General features: G+C 61.2%; 17 protein-coding genes. 3 read left to right on the top strand and 14 right to left on the bottom strand.

Translation table 11 applies throughout. The features are described from left to right. Positions 1–89 precede the first annotated feature (89 nt). From serA to QQS53_RS08325, 4 genes are all read right to left on the bottom strand, one after another. The gene (gene serA / locus QQS53_RS08340; RefSeq protein WP_472775396.1) at positions 90–1,676 is read right to left on the bottom strand and encodes a phosphoglycerate dehydrogenase; all 1,587 of its coding nucleotides are present in this window, start codon (positions 1,674–1,676) and stop codon (positions 90–92) included. 63 nt (positions 1,677–1,739) lie between these two features. Next, complete coding sequence (locus QQS53_RS08335; RefSeq protein WP_472775395.1) at positions 1,740–2,687, bottom strand: hypothetical protein; 948 nt, start codon at positions 2,685–2,687, stop codon at positions 1,740–1,742. After that, positions 2,677–4,482 carry a GmrSD restriction endonuclease domain-containing protein gene (locus QQS53_RS08330; RefSeq protein WP_472775394.1) on the bottom strand — a complete coding sequence of 602 codons (1,806 nt, stop codon included), beginning with the start codon at positions 4,480–4,482 and terminating at the stop codon, positions 2,677–2,679. Before QQS53_RS08330 ends, QQS53_RS08335 begins: the two co-directional genes overlap by 11 nt. 21 nt (positions 4,483–4,503) lie before the next feature. Further along, entirely contained in the window at positions 4,504–5,451 is a 948-nt protein-coding gene (locus QQS53_RS08325) for a cation diffusion facilitator family transporter (RefSeq protein WP_472775393.1), read from the bottom strand. 341 nt (positions 5,452–5,792) lie between these two features. On the opposite strand from QQS53_RS08325, the gene QQS53_RS08320 reads away from it, so the two are divergent. The 3 genes from QQS53_RS08320 (at position 5,793) to QQS53_RS08310 (ending at position 7,409) form a co-directional block, all read left to right on the top strand. Beyond that, entirely contained in the window at positions 5,793–6,362 is a 570-nt protein-coding gene (locus QQS53_RS08320) for a helix-turn-helix domain-containing protein (RefSeq protein WP_472775392.1), read from the top strand. A 117-nt stretch (positions 6,363–6,479) separates the two neighbouring features. Continuing rightward, positions 6,480–6,695, top strand: coding sequence for a hypothetical protein (locus QQS53_RS08315; protein ID WP_472775391.1), 216 nt, complete (start codon positions 6,480–6,482; stop codon positions 6,693–6,695). Between the two features lie 360 nt (positions 6,696–7,055). After that, a complete protein-coding gene (locus tag QQS53_RS08310; RefSeq protein ID WP_472775390.1) occupies positions 7,056–7,409 on the top strand; it encodes a hypothetical protein in 354 nt (117 codons plus the stop codon). Between the two features lie 55 nt (positions 7,410–7,464). On the opposite strand, the gene QQS53_RS08305 is transcribed toward QQS53_RS08310, so the two are convergent. The 10 genes from QQS53_RS08305 to QQS53_RS08260 all read right to left on the bottom strand — a co-directional run bounded on the left by QQS53_RS08305 (position 7,465) and on the right by QQS53_RS08260 (position 15,530). Continuing rightward, on the bottom strand, positions 7,465–7,839 hold the full coding sequence (locus QQS53_RS08305) for a hypothetical protein (RefSeq protein WP_472775389.1): 375 nt from the start codon (positions 7,837–7,839) through the stop codon (positions 7,465–7,467). A 406-nt stretch (positions 7,840–8,245) separates the two neighbouring features. Continuing rightward, a complete protein-coding gene (locus QQS53_RS08300) occupies positions 8,246–8,602 on the bottom strand; it encodes a hypothetical protein (protein WP_472775388.1) in 357 nt (118 codons plus the stop codon). Then, positions 8,602–9,444 carry a peptidoglycan recognition protein family protein gene (locus tag QQS53_RS08295; RefSeq protein WP_472775387.1) on the bottom strand — a complete coding sequence of 281 codons (843 nt, stop codon included), beginning with the start codon at positions 9,442–9,444 and terminating at the stop codon, positions 8,602–8,604. Before QQS53_RS08295 ends, QQS53_RS08300 begins: the two co-directional genes overlap by 1 nt. Beyond that, entirely contained in the window at positions 9,441–10,022 is a 582-nt protein-coding gene (locus tag QQS53_RS08290) for a carbohydrate-binding protein (protein ID WP_472775386.1), read from the bottom strand. The genes QQS53_RS08295 and QQS53_RS08290 overlap by 4 nt, the downstream gene beginning before the upstream one ends. Positions 10,023–10,044: 22 nt before the next feature. Continuing rightward, positions 10,045–10,380 (bottom strand): hypothetical protein, encoded by a 336-nt coding sequence (locus QQS53_RS08285; protein ID WP_472775385.1) that lies wholly within the window; start codon positions 10,378–10,380, stop codon positions 10,045–10,047. A gap of 2 nt (positions 10,381–10,382) precedes the next feature. Further along, positions 10,383–11,969 (bottom strand): collagen-like triple helix repeat-containing protein, encoded by a 1,587-nt coding sequence (locus tag QQS53_RS08280; RefSeq protein ID WP_472775384.1) that lies wholly within the window; start codon positions 11,967–11,969, stop codon positions 10,383–10,385. Next, entirely contained in the window at positions 11,969–12,649 is a 681-nt protein-coding gene (locus tag QQS53_RS08275; protein ID WP_472775383.1) for a hypothetical protein, read from the bottom strand. The genes QQS53_RS08280 and QQS53_RS08275 overlap by 1 nt, the downstream gene beginning before the upstream one ends. Further along, the gene (locus tag QQS53_RS08270) at positions 12,649–13,113 is read right to left on the bottom strand and encodes a phage gene 29 protein family protein (protein WP_472775382.1); all 465 of its coding nucleotides are present in this window, start codon (positions 13,111–13,113) and stop codon (positions 12,649–12,651) included. The genes QQS53_RS08275 and QQS53_RS08270 overlap by 1 nt, the downstream gene beginning before the upstream one ends. 13 nt (positions 13,114–13,126) lie before the next feature. After that, positions 13,127–14,731 (bottom strand): Gp37-like protein, encoded by a 1,605-nt coding sequence (locus QQS53_RS08265; RefSeq protein WP_472775381.1) that lies wholly within the window; start codon positions 14,729–14,731, stop codon positions 13,127–13,129. Positions 14,732–14,747: 16 nt separating this feature from the next. Next, entirely contained in the window at positions 14,748–15,530 is a 783-nt protein-coding gene (locus QQS53_RS08260; RefSeq protein ID WP_472775380.1) for a hypothetical protein, read from the bottom strand. Between the last annotated feature and the right edge of the window lie 7 nt (positions 15,531–15,537).

The raw sequence follows: 15,537 nt of genomic DNA, 5'->3' as shown, positions 1-15,537 counted from the left end.
CGGCCCGGCGGCCCTTTTTGTTCGCGGGCCGGCTTCCGGGGCCTCCCGCCTCGGCATCACATTTTCTCGCGTAAGCCTCGTTTAAAGGCCTACGCGTCGAAGTTCAGCTGCAAGCAGGTCGCCCCCAGCTTGTCGCAGATCTCGTCGGTCAGCTCGCTGGAGACCGGGTTGTCCACGCGCAGGATGAGGACGGCGTCGTCGGCCAGCTTGCCCTGGGTCAGCGCGGCGGCCTCGATGTTGATGCGAGCTCCGCCCAACACGGTGCCGACCGTGCCGAGCGCGCCCGGGGCATCGGCGTAACGGAAGAACAGGTTGCGGCCCTGGGCCCGCATGTCGACGCCGCGGCCATCGATGCGCACGATCTTCTCCACGCCATCGATGCCGGTGCGCGCGCCCTCCAGAACGGAGACCTCGCCGCCGGAGCCGATGACCTTCACGCGCAACACGGAGCTGTGCCCCTGGGCGGCCTCGCCGGTGCCGACGCGCACGTCGACGCCGCGGCTCTCGGCGATCTGCATGGCGTTGACGAAGGTGACCGGCTCGTCCACCACGCCGCTGAACAGGCCGCGCACGGCCGATAGCCCCAGCACGCCCGGGTCCTCGCCGGCTAGCTCGCCGCAGGCCTGGACCTCGATGGCCACGGCCGGGGAATCCAGCAGCTTGCCGGCGGCCAGGCCGACCTTGCGGGCCAGCTCCAGCCACAGGGCGACCTCCTCGCCCACGCGGCCGCCGGAGACGTTGACCGCGTCCGGGACGAACTCGCCGGCCAGCGCCTTGAGCACCGAGGCCGCCACGTCCGTGCCCGCGCGGTCCTGGGCCTCCACCGTGGAAGCGCCCAGGTGCGGGGAGACGGTCACCGCGTCCAGCTCGAAGAGCGGCGAGTCGGTGCACGGCTCGGTGGCGTAGACGTCGAAGCCGGCGCCGCGGTGGCGGCCCGAGCGAATGGAGTCGGCCAGCGCGGCCTCGTCCACCAGCCCGCCGCGGGCGGCGTTAATGAGGATCTGGCCGGGCTTGGCCTTGGCCAGCAGCTCGGCGTCGAACATCCCGGCGGTCTCCGGGGTCTTCGGCAGGTGGATGGTCACGAAGTCGGAGCGCTCCATCAGCTCGTCGAGCTCGACCAGCTCGACGCCGAGGGAGCCGGCCCGGGCCGGGTTGGCGTACGGGTCGTAGGCCAGCAGGGTGGCCTCGAAGGCCTTCAGGCGCTGGGCGAAAAGCTGCCCGATGTGCCCGAAGCCGACGATGCCGACGGTCTTGCCGTAGACCTCCACGCCCTTGAACTCGGAGCGCGCCCAGCGCCCTTCGCGCAGGCTGCGGTCGGCGGCGGGCACCTGGCGGGCGGTGGCCAGCAGCAGGGCGATGGCCTGCTCGCAGGCGGAGTGGATATTCGAGGTCGGTGCGTTGACCACCATGACGCCACGCTCGGTGGCCGCGTCGATGTCGACGTTGTCGAGTCCGACGCCGGCGCGGCCGACGATCTTCAGGTTGGTGGCGGCGGCGAGCACTTCCGCGTCCACGGTGGTGGCGGAGCGCACCAAGAGGGCATCGGCAGCCGGGACGGCCGCCAGCAGCTCGGCCCGGTTCGGGCCGTCGACCCACTTGACCTCCACGGACTCACCAAGCGCGTCGACGGTGGACTGGGCAAGCTTGTCGGCTATCACTACTAGGGGCTTGGTCATTGAAGGCTCCTGGGGTTGTTGACTGGAAAAGAGGGACCCGGCTGGCCTTCCCGTGTACCCTAGCTATGCAGCGGGAACGCTACTGACAGGGCGGGGTTCCGACCAGCCTTCTCTAATTCTATCGGCTAATAGTTTTTCATCCCCGAATTCGGGGCCAAGAGCCACCAGCGGGCCGTCTTCCATCCCCTCGACCATGGCCTGCGAGACCTTCGACTCCCGCGGGTCGGCCGTGGGCATCATCCGCACGCCCGCCCCATAAGACCGGGCGTTGGCCACCGACGCCACCGATGCCGCCTCCGTGGCCACCACGATGGGCGCCATGTCCGCGTCGCGCCGCGACTGCGCCGGCAGCGGCACGGCCTCTTCGTCCTCGAGCCGCTCCAGCGGCTCCCAGGCCGCCTTCAGCTCCGTGAGGGTCCGCCCGTCTAGGTGCGCGACCGCGCGCGCCATATTCTCCCGGTTGGCCACGACCTTGCTCTCGAACTGGAAGGCCGTGATCTGCCCCAGCGCCCAGGTCGTGCCCGGGTCCTGGATGAGGCGCACGGCGCCGTCCGCTGCCGTCATGGGCACCCGGCCGACCATCAACGCCCGGTCCACGCCCAGCCGGGCCATCTCCGTGTAGATGTCCTGGCGGATGGACTCGTCGTAGACCAGCATGGGCGCGCGCTGGGACACCGCGATAGAGGCCGCCCGCAGCTTGGAGGAATCCCGCTGGTCGCTAATGACCAGCGTCGGCGACTCCGGGAAAAAGTAGCGCAGCGTCTCCAGCCCGTACGGGTCCTCGAAGACGTGGAAGTGGCCCTTGAACTCCTCCTTGACCATGCGGTTGCGGTTCTCGGCCGCCGCGTCGTCTAAGTTGATGTCGGATTCTGCCGGGGTCACCGAATCCGTGGGCACCGCCGTCGGCTGGTGCAGCACGTCGGTACACCCGGTCAGCGTCAGGCACAGCGCCACCGACGCGACGTGGGCGGCGACGACTGCAGCGCGGGTGCGAACACCTTTAGCGAACAAAGGCTTGCGGTCCTTCTTCTCCGGCAGTCAGATCGGCCTCGTCCACGTCCCGACGCACCGGCTTGCCCATGGCGTATTCGATCATCGCCACCAGGCGCTGGCGGCGATCCCGCAGGAAGCCGTCGAAATCGGCGGCCCACAGGTAGTCCGGGTCGAGCTCGTGGCTGGCCAAAACGGCTGCGAACTCGTGGTCTTCCATTAAAGACTTGGATTGTACCCGGGGCAGGTAGCGCGCCGGCGAATAGCCGTCCAGAACCACCTCGGTGCGCTTGCCCATGGGCGCGCGGTTGAGCACGGACTCCGCCACAGCGCCCGCCACCCCGTGCTTTTGCGCCCACGGCAACGGGAAGACCGGCTCGAAGCCCGGCTGCAGCTCCCCGATGGTGCCGCGGTTAAACGGCTGGGCGGTGCGCCAGTCCCGCGCTCCCCTGCCCATCAGCAGCGCGTAGATGGCGTGGAAGACGCCGTCGTCCGGGCCGGCGGACAGCAGGCGGGACTCGCTAAACTGCGCGTCGCGCACCGTCTTCGGCGCCCGGTCCGTCTTGCCTCCGACCCAGGCGGTGACCTGATCGACGTCGCGGGCCGAGCGCAGCTTCACCGCCGCCGAGCCGTAGAGTTCGCCGAAGACCCCGCACCAGAACCACTGATTGAGCTTGTCCCAGGCCGCCTGGGAGCTCAAGACCCGGCCGTGCTCGCCGCGGGCGTCGGAAAGCTGGGCCAAAATCACCGCCAGCGGCACGATCTGGGCGCTATAGGGCACCTGGTCCAGCTCGAAGATGCAGCGCTGCGACAGGAATTCGGCGACCTCGCGGAAGGTAATCCGCAGCGTCTCGGTGGCCTTTTGGTAGTCGGCCAGCCGCAGGTTCAGGATGTCCTCGCGCTGCCCGCGCGCAGGCCCCCGCGAGCCGGTAACCAGCAGGGATACGGCCGACAAGAACTGCGTGCGGCCGATGCCGTCCAGCGCCGGGTAGTCCCGCAGCACCCGCTCGGTCACCTCCCAGTCCCGGGCCAGGTGGAAGTCCGGGTCCTCCGCGGCGAAGACCGCGGTGAGCAGGTCGAAGACGTCCATCTGCAGGCCCGCGGCGTTGGCCTGGGCGAAGATGGAGCCCACGCCCGCACGCGCCGTGTGGCGCGCCAGCCGGATGATCGGCGTGTGGTAGCCGTTCAGCGGCGCCATGACCCGGTGCTGGAAGGCCGCGAGCAGCTCCCGGTCGCCTTCGCCGGCCTGGGCGGCCATGTCGAAAAGCAGCGCGGGGCCCTCCTCGCCCAGCAGCGCGGCGACCGGCAGGCAGAGGTTGGCCACCTGCTGGTGCCGCTCGTGCAGGTTGCCTTCGATGTCCGGGCCGAAGTGGGAGCGCACCAGCCCAGCCTGGTTGACGGCGAAAACCGCCTCGTCCGGCAGCAGGTCCCCGCGCACGGCGCTGCGCACGTCGACGAAGAAGCTGCGGGTTATCTTCTTGGAGCGAAAATCGGTGGTCTCTACCTCGCCGGAGCCGCGGAAGCAGTGGTAGAGGCTGGTCAGGCGCTGCTGGCCGTCCAGCAGCAGCATGCCGGGCGCACTGTCGGTGGCCGGGGCCCCGCTAATCTGGCGCGGCCGGAACCGCTGCGGCTCGTTGCGCGTGTCCAGGGCCATCATCGCCCCCATGGGGTAGCCACGCAGGACGGTCACGATTAAAGAACGGATGCGGTCTTCGTCCCAGGCGTAGGAGCGCTGGAAATCAGGCAGCTGGATATCCCCGCGGTCGATGCGGGCGAACAGGTCGGGCAGGTCATAGCTTGGCGTGGTGAAACCCATGCCGCCTAGCTTAACCCCGGCCTAATCCCGGTGCGAGTGCTCAGTACAGGTTGTCTCGTGCGCCTGGTGCCCGGGGTGCTCGAGCTGGATGGTGGAATGCTCGATGCCCATCTCGTGCAGGATCTCCTGCGCCCTATCCAGCACCGGGCCGGTGGAGAAATCGTCGTTGACCACCAGGTGGCAGGTGGCCAGCGCCTCGGTGCCGCTGACCGACCAGACGTGCAGGTCGTGGACGGCGCGCACCCGGGGGATTTGCTCCAGCGCGGCGGAGATTTCCGCGATGTCGTAGCCGGCGGGCACCCGGGCCAGCAGTACGGACAGGGACGCGCCCAGCAGCTTGATGGCGCGCGGGGCGACGATGGCGGCAATGGCCAGCGAGGCGATCGTGTCGGCGGCGTGCCAGCCGGTGAAGTAGATGACGACAGCCGCCGCGATCACCGCCACCGAGCCCAACAGGTCGGTCAGCACGTGGAGGAACGCGCCCTCGACGTTGAGGGAGGCGCTGCGCTGGCGGTGCAGCACCCACGCGCTGATGGCGTTGGCCAGCAGGCCAACGACGGCCACCCCGCCCATCACGTGCGGGTCCACTGCCTCGTCGTTGCTCAGGCGCAGCAAGGCGGAGACGACGATCCACACGGACACGGCCACGACCGCCACGGCGTTGACCGCGGCGGCGAGCGCCTCCACTCCCCGGTAGCCGTAGGTGGCCCGGGGCGAAGCGGCCTTGCGTCCGATGACCACGGCGATGACCGCCAGGATGAGCCCGGTGGCATCGGAGAGCATGTGCATGGCATCGGCCAGCAGCGCCAGCGAGCCGGAGATCACGCCGCCGGCGACCTCCGCGAAAAACACCGTGCCCGTGACAGCGAGCGCCGTAACCAGCGCGCGCAACGGGGTGTTCTGCGGGTCGATGCCGTGCGAGTGATCGCGACTGTGACCGTGACCGTGACCGTGACCGTGCGTTGTCATACCCACTGAGTATAGCCGAAAAACCGGCTATTGAAAATAGATTGAAAACCTAGCGGGCGGTGTCGGTCAGCTCGACCTTGACCCAGCTCTTAAGATCCTGCGGGTTCTGTGGCCTGCATGGTTCCCGTTATTGCAGGTCACCAGACTTCCGATAGTGCTAGCTGTCCCGATAATCCCCCACTTCCCGGCGCTAGTGGGGGATTTTTGAGGGATCGCCCCACAACCGTAGTGTGACTCATGGCATAGTGTTCCCGTTAGGCATGTCGTGCCGCCATACATTAGACTGCGGCTAGAGTCAATGATCCAGGAAGCCATCAACTACGGACTGGAGACAACGCGGGATGGAAATTGACTACAGGGGCGCGACGATTAACGCGTGGAATTCGAAAAAAGCACAGGAAGCGCTTTACCGCCATGGCGGCGGCCAGCTCGACCGGGAGAAAGAGTTAGCGCGCTGGGCTAGCGCGTGGAGCGGATGGAACGGGGTTGACGGCGTGATCGTTTCACCCGTCGGCCACATACTAGGGGAAACGGTAAAGGCTCCGGAAGGGTGGCTAGTGACAGAAAACACCGGCGAACTTCAGAGGCTTTCGCAAGGCGAACTTGAGTCCGCACTGGACGAAATCGAAGAAAATCTAGGGGTTAGGCCAATCCATATTAGGGCTGAAGAGATTACTACCCCGTCGCAGCTCAACAGCCCGATTTTTTACGACATTCGCAGACAGCGGGAAAGGATATCGGAGATTCAGTCCGCCCTTGACCGGGAGCACGAACGGCTACGGGCTCAGGTGGCCCGCCTGACATGGAATGATTCCGTGTCGATTCAGGAAATTTCCCGCGCCGCCGGCGTGACTAGACAGACCGTTCACCGGTGGCGCGATGAATTTTACCCGCCCTCCGGGAGTGAGTAGCCCCACTGAATAGTAATTGTGTTGCGGGTAGACATTGTGGGCAGGTGTTGCTAAAATATAGGTATGCGGCGAAGGGAACAGCCCGAAAGGCCGCTAAGAATTCGGAAAGGACCGAAAATGATTAACCGAGACGCCACCCTATTCGCTAAGACGAAGAACGAGCTGACCTTCAACCGTGGCGCAGAAAAAGTTACCTACCCCGCCGGAACCATAATCGCACTAGACGAAGATGGACTAGTCGCCGGCATCTTCAACGCGGTCGTTGCCGAGACGCTCAACGAATATACCAAAACCTGGAACACCCTAACCCCGGAAGATATCATTCCCGCCTAGCAGGAAAGACTGACTGGCAGGCACCGGGGTTCAAGCCCCGCTCAGGCACTACGGGGCCGGAACACGGCCTCCGCCTTCCAAGACCTAATTGACGCAAGCTAACCAAAAGGACCGACCACTATGAAAAACGCCGCCGTAATCACCGATACGGACAATTCCACCCGTATACGCCGCCAACTAAAAACTCCCTCCTAACGTGGCACCCCTCTACCAATCACTGGGTTCATGTTTCCCCCTTCGGGACCATGGAAACCCGCCACGTACTTGCGGACGTAAAAAAGATCGACGGAATCGAATACACCCTTCATCCTTCCGAAGAATGGAACGAAATCATCGACGCCCTCTAGGGAAGAAGCCACTATGACACCGGCAGAATTCAAAATCCTAACCCGCGCCATGGCGCTAACGGCCGACGATATCGCAGGTAAATTCAAGGTCAACAAACGTACCGCACAACGCTGGATGACCACCAACACCCCGCCCTACCAGGTATCAGAAGAAATCCTATTCATGTGGGCGGGCCGGCTTGACCAGATCGATGAATTCGTATCAATAGCCGAAGAAAAAGGCTCCGCCAAAATCACCGCCTGCCGAAACGATGAAGAGGCCGCGCGGTACCGAATGACAGAAGAACAGCACACCTCCCTAGTAACGCAAATCGCAACTAACCTTGCACTAGCGGATATCCCCTACCAGATCACCTACAAAGGCTAGGCCCCGAAAAACACAAAAAGGCCCCGCCCCCAACCGGGGACGGGGAGCACTAGCCTTATCCGTTAACAACGTCCTCTTTCACTTCCGCCGGAAGGCGCGCGGCGTCCAGCGCGCCGGGGTAGTGGCCAATAACCCTGCGGAGACCGGCCACCGCCCCCCAATACTTCCGCCGCGTGGAATCAATCGTTTTTTGCAGAACATCAACGCGAGAGCGAAGTTCTTTTATTAGCGCGGATTGAGTATCAATTTCTTGCTGCTGCCGATCCAATCGTTCCATGATTTTATCGGTAAACCCGGACCAATCAGGGGCCGCCGCCTCGATTTGTTTCGCCTTGACATTCGACCGGGCCGTAAAAATAACCCCGGCGCACGTGAGCCCCGCGGCCACTATCGCGCCCAACAGTGACAAAATTTCGCCCGATAGGGCCATAGGTCACCCCCTAACGAGAGAAAAATCAGGAGTACTAGGCCGCCGCCCCCGCCCAAAAGCCCACAACGCAACAAAAGCGATAGTCCCGTAGGATAGCGAGGATACCCAACCGCGTCCGCCAATCAGCGTAAACGACACCGCCCACATGAAATTAAGACCAATAATAAGGCCAACAGCCGCCGGGCGGGCACGCTCCCACACTACGGCGACTAGGGAGATAACACCGATCGCAATCCACGCCCAGGACCACACCGTCGGCGGGGCGATGTATTCCAGCAGATGGGCGGCATTTCGATCCGTATTCACGAAAAGCGGAAGATAGGACACGCCACGGAGAACGGCAGCCACACCAAGAATCGAAAGCCCTACACCATCAGACGTCACAAGAGACCACGGGACACGCCGACTACCCACGATTAACCCGATCTGGAGTTGCAGTGCCAGCAAGCACGGCCAGCTCAGCGCCATCAGACAAACCATCAGCGCCGGGTTCATCGCTAGGTTGAGGCGCTACCTCTTCCAGCCGGTGCCCCATGGAAGGCGTAATCGCGCCGGGTGTTGCCGCGTGGACAATGGTTTGGCACACGACGATAAGGCCGGCGATCGCAATGTTCGCCCATTGTGGCATTTCGGGGATTTCAGCTAGCGCAAAAATATTAAGCAGCTGCAATAGCCCGCCGGCCACGGCGGTTAGCGAGTCTTTACGTCGTAAAAACCACGATTGGCCAGCTAGTGCTTCAGCTACGGCTTCGCGGAATTCCATTATCGGGCACCCCCCAACTGGGTTTTGATTTCTTCCAATTCATCGCGAATTTTGCCCTGTTCGTCCAGAACCACGGCCACCATTTCCGGGATAGTGCCGTAATCCCCGGGCCGGTTCCCGAAAGAGCGGACCAGCTGGCCTACTGACCAACCAGGGTATTCGCCGGAGTCCCGCCCGCCGGTGATTTGCTGGCGGACATCCTTGACATCAGAGACTACCGGACCTAGAAACCCGGTAATGAAGTCCTTGAAATACGTTGTCGACAGCACAGAATTATTCCCCTTCCGTGGTTGCTGCGTCTTTTTATCCGGCACCCCTCCCCCGCCGGGGTTGTCGTACCACCACTGGGCCCGAGCCATGTAGGTGTCGTGATCTTCCCCACCGCGATCCAGCTGGTGAGGGCACGAAGTCGACGTGTAAATAGAGTGCGGAAAAACGTTCTTCCCCCAGGTTGGCCGGCCCAGTTTGTAGGCGCGGCATAACGCCGCGGTTAGGCGGGCGCCGTTTTCGATCGTTTTATCCGAGATTTGCCACCGCGGCGCCCCACCGATGTTCGCGTGTTCAATGCCAATCGATCGCGCGTTAATATTTGTATTGTTCGAGTGCCAGGCGGTATCCCAATCATTGACCAGCTGGCCGATACGCCCGTTTGCCTCCACTTGATAATGAGCGGAGGCAACACGTTCATAATTCCACAACCGCTGAAGATCTTCCGTTGTATTCCGTACACCGGCGTTATGGTGAATGACAATACGGTCTATCGGAAGCGCCCGCCCGCGGTTAAACCGATTCCCGTTCACCAGGGCATAAACATCAGGCTCTAGCGTAGCCCAGTTCTTCATGATTCCACCTCCTCAAAAAGCGCCGGCGTGTTGACCGGTTCCCAACCCTCCTCGGCGGTATGAGGCTGAACCACAGTAAACACGCGGCCGCCGTAGGTGACCGTGTCGCCGGCGGAGTACCCGCGCCCGGCCTTCCACTCCGCCGGTCCGCCAACTTCATCGCCGACCGGGGACCCGCCGTCGGGTCCAGCTTCACCTTCCGGTTCTTCCACGGCTTCCCAAATACGGCCATCAAGATTCAGCGCGCCGGGCTCCCAATGATTCAACCCGGGAAAAGTAGATCGAACGGTCTTCCCGCCATGGCGGACAACATCTCCTTCCCGGTACATCATCGAATGGTCCACCCCGGGGTCCACCCAATCCGGGGCGGGCTCACCAACCTTGACGGATTCCAGGGTTGCCGCCTCCGGGCGGGGCAGCTTCCCCGCCTCCTGCAGGTCCTTGATGATTTCCGCCTGCCCTTGCTCCACCGCCGGAGCTGCAGCCCGCCGGTCCGACTCCGGCCCAACGGCCCAGCTTAGAAACGCCCGCCAATCATCATCATTTAATGAGTGGACCTTATTCTTCAGTTCTTCCATGATGTTTCCTTCCTGACTCTTTCTACGCCTTGTCAGGCGTGCGGGAGCTGCCTATTGGCGTTATCGCGATATAGGTATCAGATTTATCGGTGGAAAAGAGAAGGTCACCACGCGACGCCGCCGGAAACGTTCGTTCACGCATAGACCCAGTGCCCGAGCTAAACTTTTCTGAAAAAACCTCATTGCCAGTCGCCCAATCCAGTAGGGTTACCGTCGCGTCCCCACTAGAGTTCCACTTGTGCCACAAAATCGCGATTTCCTCAGTCATCCGCGGTAGGCGATAGACAACGTCTTTTTCCGGCATAAACGTTACGCCGACAGTCTGCAGCGGCCCAACTAGTTCGCTTGTGATAGCCATGCTTACACCCCTGTGATCTTATGCAATTCCATTGTTGTCTCGTTCAGCCAGAAATCACCGACCTGCGCGCCCGCAATTGTGCGCGGCGGGTCACCCGCCCCAGAAAACAGCGCAGGCCGCGCCTCCACCCGAGCTTTCACAACACCGGACGTAGTATCCACATAGGACTTTGTAGCCACCTCACTAGACGATTCCGGCTCGACACCGTAAATCCGGCCTTCACTGTCCCGCGCAACAAGCCCACCAGAACTAGTCGAAGAAGCCACCGGGGGAAGCGCGTCCAGGCGCGCGCCTAGGGAATCGAGCTGTGGTTGTGCGGATGACGCCCCGCCGGCGACTACGTCACCGGTTACAGTGATTTCTCGGATAATTGAGCCTTTAGACCAAAAGTTCAGTTCAACGCCGTCAACAAAATAACCGTCCGGTAGGACCAGGTCCGGTAGGCCAGATGAAAAATACATGTAGGCGCCGCCGCCCTTAGCGGAAGTACGAGTCCACTGATCGTTGGCGTCGCCGCGGTAGCGGTTTCCATCTCGATCGAAAATTCGAGGCATGAAAAGGCCCCCGTATCCGCCGTCCGGAAACGACCAATCTGCCTTGAACGACAGAGTGCCGCGCAACAGAGGGGTTGGGATGACGATTTCCGCCGCTTTGCTATCAAGGGCGTATTCACCACGGAAAATAATGAAGGAACGTACAGGGGATTTCAGGCGTTCGTCTAGGCCATCAATATCGCCGGTTGTGTGGCGGTGGCTTTCTACATTTCCGGTGTCGCCCTTCGGGCCACGGGCGCCGGTCTCGCCCTTGTCCCCCTTTTCACCCGTGTCGCCTTTAGGGCCTTTCGGGCCACGGGGTCCTGTTAGCGGTGGGGATTGCTTGCCGGCTACGGTTACCCGGTCCCCGTCCCAGCTTGTGGTGGTGGGGATATCTTCCATTTTCTTTAAATCCCGGGCCGCTTTGCTAGCCGCGGTTTCAGCGCGGCCGGCGCTATCCGCAGCTTCGGTAGAAAACGTTTCCGCTTGGCCGGCGTCAGTTTTGGTTTGTGACGCGTATTTCTTAGCAGCTTCCTCCGACTTCCGCGCGGCTTCCGCGTCCGCAGAAGTGGCTTGCGCATACCCGGTAATAGTGACGATTTGATCGTTAGCAGAATCCCGGAGTTCTTCAGCCGCTTTAATCGCTGAATCCACCTTTTCAACGTCACCAAAGCGGTTAGCGATCTGCTCCGCCGTGTCCGCGTAGCCTTCCGCGCGGCGGGCGGCTTTTTCCGCCCGGCCGACCACGGCAGGTGTCCATGTAGTGCCAGCGTCCATCAAATCAGCTAGGGCAAAAGTTCCCGTTGCCGGAATATCGATATCCCAACCTTGGCCGTGGACTTCACGGCCCTCCAATTCGATACGCGCCGGCCCCGGTTCTAGGTTAGTTGTGAATTTTCCGCCGGAATTTTCCATAGGAATACGGTCATGCAATTCCAGGATCACATGCCCGTTGCTTCCCGGTCGGGTCACGCGTGAATAAATACACACGTAGTTATCGGGCCCTTCGAATGGGGCGCCGCCAATCGAGCGTAAATCACCGTTGACTTTTGTCATTAGCTATTCTCACTTCCAGACACGGAATCAGATGATTCAGAACCATTAGCCCACTTGCCGTCGACTTCCCGTGCAATATGCTGGACCACAAGACGGGAGTTATTAGGGCCGGCCAGGTGTTCGCGGGCGCCGGAAATACGGCCCGCGCGAACTTGCACCTTGTAGCCCGGGGCGGGGACCACCACAGACGAAACGATCACGTGCGTGTTCGCGCCCGTGTCTTCAACGAACGTGGATTGTTGCGAAAAGACTTTCCCGGACGGGTCGATAACTTGCAACGAGTATTCAACGGCCTGCTTGAACACATTCAGGTCATAGGAAACAATTTGGTGGAAACGCAGATCCCACAGCCCTTTATCTAGTAACTCAATTCCGAAACCAGATACACGACAACCGCGCATAGGACCTAGCTGAGTGGATAAATCCAACACGCCGGTACCGGTTTGCCGGCGAGAAAGATACGTAGAACCATAATCCAGTAGGGGGGAAAGAAGATCAGTACGATCCATCAAGTCCTTCTGGCCATCCCGGATTGGTTCAATCCGTTCACCAAAGAATTGCTCCAACAACTTCCCGAAGGAATCCCCGAGTCCTTGAGCGGATCCGCGGAGAGTATCCAGCCAACTAACCGGGGTGTTCGGGGTGGAGGTAGTTGAGCCGCCGGAAAGATCGACGCCCACTAGTGATCGCCCCCTCCGGCTTCACCGTTTTTATCGTCACTGTTACGTAACTCAGTGGTATGTGAGTAAGGGGCCATTTCGTCAATTTTACGTTTTTCGGCGGCCCGATCCGCGTCATTCGCGGCTTCCACCATAGAAGCCACTTCAGCGAGATACGCCGCGCGCTCTTCCGCCGACATCGACCGGATATCTTTTTCTTCCACGGTTACCGACACGGTCATCCGATCATCGCCGGCGGGAATCCAATCACCCGGCTCCCACGGCGCTCCGGACGTACCTAGAGCGTCGTACTTAATTTCTGGCTCCTTTACCGTCCCGGGCGTGCCCATACCTAGCTTTGAACAATGATCCGCTAGAAGTTCGGCAACATCAAGGTCGAAACGGGGCACGCCGGGAACGTTGAAGAATACGTAAGACAGCTGGTTGCGATCGGGGTCTTTGTGATACGGGTACGGGTCAACCATTGTTGGCACTCCTTTACATGATGAAAGTTTTGACGCGGTCCACCGCGTTAGAAATTGACTTCAGGGACCGGGAATAACCCCGGGCCCAGGATTCCCGCGCGCGGGGGTCGCCAAGTTGTACGTGTTCGTTCCAGCCGTCTCCCACGGACCACGACAGCGTGACTTCTTGCACGTAGGTGGCGAAGATGATCCCGCGGTGTTCCAGGCCTTGCTGGTCGCCGGCGCGGAAATCCCGCCCCCACCTGAAGGCCTTTTGAGAATCAATATTGAAACCAACTGAAATCTGGCCGGCGCCTTGGTGTAACATTTGGAAACCTTGTTGAAATGCCGATAGGGTCCAGCCGTCGCCGGAGCCGACTTGATCCAGGTAGGCAAACCGGCCGTGTTCCGCGCGGCGGACACTATTTTCAAATTCTTGCCACGCGAACAGTTTGTCTTTCGTCATATCTCCCACGGCTTCCCCTAGGAAAGTGCCGGCGGCGATTATCAGCGGCCCAAACACCGGGACAGCGCCGGCCAGCGCGTGCGCAAGTCCCTGAAAAACCGCCTTACTTGACGCGCCCAACAGCTTGTTGATCACTTCCGGGGACCGGCCGCCAACAATCACGTGCGAGTATTCAGACTTCACTACCGTAAATTCGCTCGTGACATTCGCCATGTGTTCTGGGCGCCACACAACCCACGGCAACACCCCGGCCGCCGTGGACTTGGTATCAGCAAGGCCAACATAGGGAGAATTCAGGGAACGGTCGAACTTCCGAACGAGACCGCGGAAGAAATCCAGCGCCCCACCGGTAGTAGACGTATCGAACTGACGCGGGACAACATCAATCCACAATGTAGGAAGCCGCAAAGTTACATGCTCCGGCGCGGGTTGCGGGTCCCCGGGAAGCCACATTTCCACCGTTAGCATTAGGCCGGCGGCGTCGAGAGTTTCAGCGAAAAAATCCGCCGCTAAATCAAAACGCGCGTCCAACACCGTGTTTTGCGTGGAAGTGGAAGCATGAACCGGGTTTACGATAGCCGCCCACTGAGAGGAGTTTACCCGGGCCCAGGACTTTCTAGACCACAGATCCCAACCAGTAATCGCCCGCGGCTGGAAAGCCCGCATAAGGTTAACCAGAAGGTACTCCTTGATAACGCGGAGCGAATCACCGGACCGGAAATCACGGTATTTCAGTTGCAGGGCCAGCGGCGTGTTCGGGTCTGCGCGACACGCGATTGATTCCACATACCGATAAAGGCTTTTTGCTTCCAGGGTTACGGTTCCGAATTTATCCGCGCCGGCGTCGTCGCTAATTCGCGCAACCCGATAGACTAGCCGCTCGGCCGGGCCGCCGGGCCCTTCCGCCACAATCCAATGAGACGTATCCACAAGACGGTTCCAGGTTTTTTCCGGCGCGTCCACATCAACATGAAGATTGAGGAGTTCATCCACAACATGATGATCTCCGCGGAAGGTGAACCGCGCAACGGACGTTTCATTCACCGCTTCAGTCAGTTCAATATCCAGCGCGCCGTGTAAGTCAACGATCGGGTCCATGTTCTTATCGCACAACCAAAACCCCCAACCGTCGCCTTGTTCGTGCGCAGAATCGCGGATGTTTTTCCAATCCATTCCGCCTCCCCTTTTCCTATGACCACGGGTTCAAAATTCGTTCTTCCCAATACAGCGTGACGCCGTCCCCGGGGGAAAAAATGGCCTCTTCGCCCGGGTCGACGCGCCCATAAACCGGCTGGCCGCGCATATTTTGACGCGCTTTAGTATCAATCCGCCCCGCGGAATCCCGCACCGGAAAACCGTAACCAGGATTAGTGGATAGTGTGTGAGTTCCAGACACGGCGGGAAGCGACACTTCAGAGCCGGACGGGAGACCGATCGTCCGTCCGGAGCCGGACCACATGACACGCGGAAACACAGGTAGGTCGCCCCGGTTACGGATGACTTCCCGCCGGCCCGATCTAGATTGGGTTTCACCCGTGTAGTACCCGTCAACACCTAAAAGGGAGATCGATTGGGTAAACCCGGAATTATGGGCGTACGGAGATTTTTCCGGCTCCCCCGGCGGGGTATCCAGTACCACGGGCAACGACCATTCGCGGTGGGTACCATCAGTGACCACTAGTCGGGCCGGCCGAGTGTAGGACAAAGACCGGAGGAACTGGTTATACCAGTGCCCCGGAGACCGGCCATTGTGCGAAAGGAAAATAAGGTCAAGGGAGCCGGCAATTTGCTTCAGCGCCACCCCGCCGACATCGACCCCGGCCCCGTCGGAGCGGCCCACCAAGTTTCGTTCGAAAGCGCCCACTAGGCCGCTGGGCGATTCCAGCACTACCGGGGCCGCGGAGCGATTCCCGGTAATTGTCCAGTGTGTGCCGTCGACGCCTTCCAGGCGGGCTATCACCATGGGGTCCACTAGCCTA

It is taken from the genome of Corynebacterium sp. 2571A, assembly GCF_055700935.1.
The sequence above is the reverse complement of the archived record's forward strand: the minus strand, read 5'-3'. Positions and strand labels throughout refer to the sequence as shown.